Here is a 2,897-nt window from a genome sequence, read left to right on the forward strand (position 1 = left end):
GATTGAATCATAAAAACTTTGATATAACGATTGTTATATTTCTGTATATAATAATATAACAATTGTTATATTTAAACTTTTCCCTATATTTCAAGATTATATTCAAGGCTAAAAATTGTTTTAAATTCATTATAATATTAAAAAAAGATTATTATACCTTATTTAAAAAAACTAATCCATTTAAATAATATAAACATTAAACTAAGATTATTTATAGATTATTTAGGGAAAATAATGAAAAATAATGAAAAAACAGATTTGGAAAAGATTGAAGATAAATATTTCAGCCTCCTTTATCCTGGAATAAACTCCATACTTCTAAAGTTCGGATTTCCATATAAAATAGTCAGTCCCTGTCCAACCAAGATCGTGACATATGATGGAATGGAGAGGAGGGCTGATTTTATTGGAAAATTGGATAATGATGAGATCATATCTTTAGAGGCACATTCAACTGCAATAGGAAAGGAAGATAAGGAAAAGTTTTTTGATTATGCCTGTTATATGAGTACCAGATATAGAAGAAAAGTCCACACATTAGTCCTTAGCACCCATTATAAGGATAATGACCGGCTTATTTTAAATTGGCACAACAATGACGAGTTTACTATACCTTATAAATCGTTTAAGAGCTTTGATGGAGATAAAACTATAAATACGATTAGTTTGAAAAATAAGAACAGCGAAGAACTCAGCAAATCTGAAATAGGGGATTTAAGAATACTGACCTTCATGAAATCAAAAAGGTCTCCAAAGGAATTGCTGATCAAATCAATTGAATTGACACAAGCGGCAAAGATGAATGAAAGGGATAGATTGCATACAGCAGTCCTATTGTCATATTTGGCAAAAAAATTCATAACGGACGATAAGGAATATAATGAAGTGATGAAGATGATAGAAAATAGTGCATTAGATTTTAAAGGAATACTAGGAAGAAATAATAGAATAGTCTATGAAGAAGGAATAGAAAAAGGAATAGAAAGAGGAATAGAAGAAGGAAAAATAATTAGTAATCACGAAATAGCAATAAAACTCATAAACTTAGGATATGACGATACAGAAATAAAAACAATAACAAAACTAAACCAAAAAGAAATAAACAAAATAAAACAAGAAAATTCAATAGATTGATAAAAAAATGTAAAAAAAGTAAAAAGTAAAAAACACTTATCACTCAATAAAAGTGATAAGAGTTTTGGTCAAGGTTTTTCGGGCCGAAGGCCCAGAAAAAGCTTGGTTATAATTCGCTAATAGCTAATTCGATGTCTTCAGCTTTAACGGTTTTACGTTTTGCTAATTCAGCGAATTTGATAGCTTTTTTAGCAACTTTTGCAGCTTGTGCTTCTACGTAAGCGTTTAATTCTTTTTTAGCGTCTTCGCTTACTCTTTCAGCACCAGCATCTTTAATAATTCTTCCGATAGGAGCTACAGGAATTGCCATAAATATCATTCTCCATAATTTTATTTTAAAAAATACATACTTATTACTAATGCAATAATTAGTGAAAGTTTGTATAAACTAATATTTTCATGAAATACTAGCTATACAAGCTTTTTTTCATAAGTACTACTTATTAGTTTAACTTCCTAGTATATAAATGTTTCTACAAAAATCGCCTCTAATGCCTTATTTTTTAAAAATATAGTGCTATACTATATGAAATTTAAAACCATTAATTTATAATGATTTATAATGAAAAATCATAAAGTATATATAATATCACCTATGATTAAAGAATTTATATACAATATCGAAATTAATCCTTAAAATAATAACTTAAACAAAATGAAAATTTTAAATTGAAAAATTAATATGAATTGAATAATTTTTCAAAAAAATATCATTTCATTTAATGTGAAAAACCGCAAAGATTAATTAATATTAAATAGAAATAAAATAAAAATAAATGTAGAAAAAACAATGGAGATAAACATGAAGCTTAAAATCGCAGTGCCGTCTAAGGGCAGAATAAGTGATCCTGCAGTGAAGATCTTGGAAAAGGCAGGACTCGGCCTTAAGGACAGTTCAAACAGAAAATTATTCTCACAAACATATAATGAAGATATAGATGTGATGTTTGCACGTGCAGCAGACATACCTGAATTTGTTGAAGAAGGAATCTGTGATATGGGAATCACAGGTTACGACCTGATTGAAGAAAACAGTGCAGAGGTTGAAATTCTTCTTGACCTTCGCTTCGGCCAAACCAGATTGGTCCTTGCATCCCCTGATGACAGTGAAATAGTAAGCAAAGAGGATTTGAAGGATGGAATGACAATAGCTACAGAATTCCCAAACCTCACAAGAAGATACTTGGATGAAAACAATCTTGACATCAAAATCGTAAAATTGACCGGATCTACTGAAATAGCTCCATTCATTGGAATAGCTGATGCAATAACAGACCTTACAAGCACTGGTACAACATTGAACATGAACCACTTGAAGATAGTTGACACCATACTTGAAAGCTCAATCAAGCTTATTTCAAACAAGGATTCATATGCTGAGAAGAAGAACCTTGTAGAGGCCGTTAGCACTTCCATCCAAGGTGTGCTTGAAGCTGGAAGGAAAAAGCTCATCATGATGAACGTGGCTAAGAAGGACCTTTGTGAAGTGCAAAAGGTCATGCCTGCAATGAGCGGACCTACCGTATCTGAAGTGCTTTCACATGAGGAAACAATGGCTGTTCAAGCAGTAGTGCCTGAAGATGAGGTATTCGAGCTTGTAAACAAGTTAAGAAATGCAGGTGCACGTGACATTCTAGTTGTTCCAATAGAAAGGATCATTCAATAGAAAATTTTAATAGTGATTAAATGAAATTTTTGAGATTCAAAAATAAGGCAGACAGTCTAAACGATGATTTAAGCCTCAAAGCAGGATTCTTGGATGA

At 30.9% G+C, this 2,897-nt stretch carries 3 protein-coding genes; 2 read left to right on the forward strand and 1 reads right to left on the reverse strand.

Annotation, left to right across the window (positions count from 1 at the left end):
• Positions 1-234: 234 nt before the first annotated feature.
• Complete coding sequence (locus tag ACKI67_RS01085) at positions 235-1,134, forward strand: hypothetical protein (protein ID WP_407461543.1); 900 nt, start codon at positions 235-237, stop codon at positions 1,132-1,134.
• A 106-nt stretch (positions 1,135-1,240) separates the two neighbouring features.
• Here ACKI67_RS01085 and ACKI67_RS01090 read toward each other — a convergent pair whose 3' ends face one another.
• On the reverse strand, positions 1,241-1,444 hold the full coding sequence (locus tag ACKI67_RS01090; protein ID WP_292787827.1) for a histone family protein: 204 nt from the start codon (positions 1,442-1,444) through the stop codon (positions 1,241-1,243).
• Between the two features lie 492 nt (positions 1,445-1,936).
• Between ACKI67_RS01090 and hisG the strand changes: the two genes are divergently transcribed.
• The gene (gene hisG / locus ACKI67_RS01095) at positions 1,937-2,800 is read left to right on the forward strand and encodes an ATP phosphoribosyltransferase (RefSeq protein WP_407461545.1); all 864 of its coding nucleotides are present in this window, start codon (positions 1,937-1,939) and stop codon (positions 2,798-2,800) included.
• Positions 2,801-2,897: the final 97 nt, after the last annotated feature.

Origin of the sequence: Methanobrevibacter sp., from assembly GCF_045577275.1 — an archaeon.
GTDB lineage: Archaea > Methanobacteriota > Methanobacteria > Methanobacteriales > Methanobacteriaceae > Methanobrevibacter.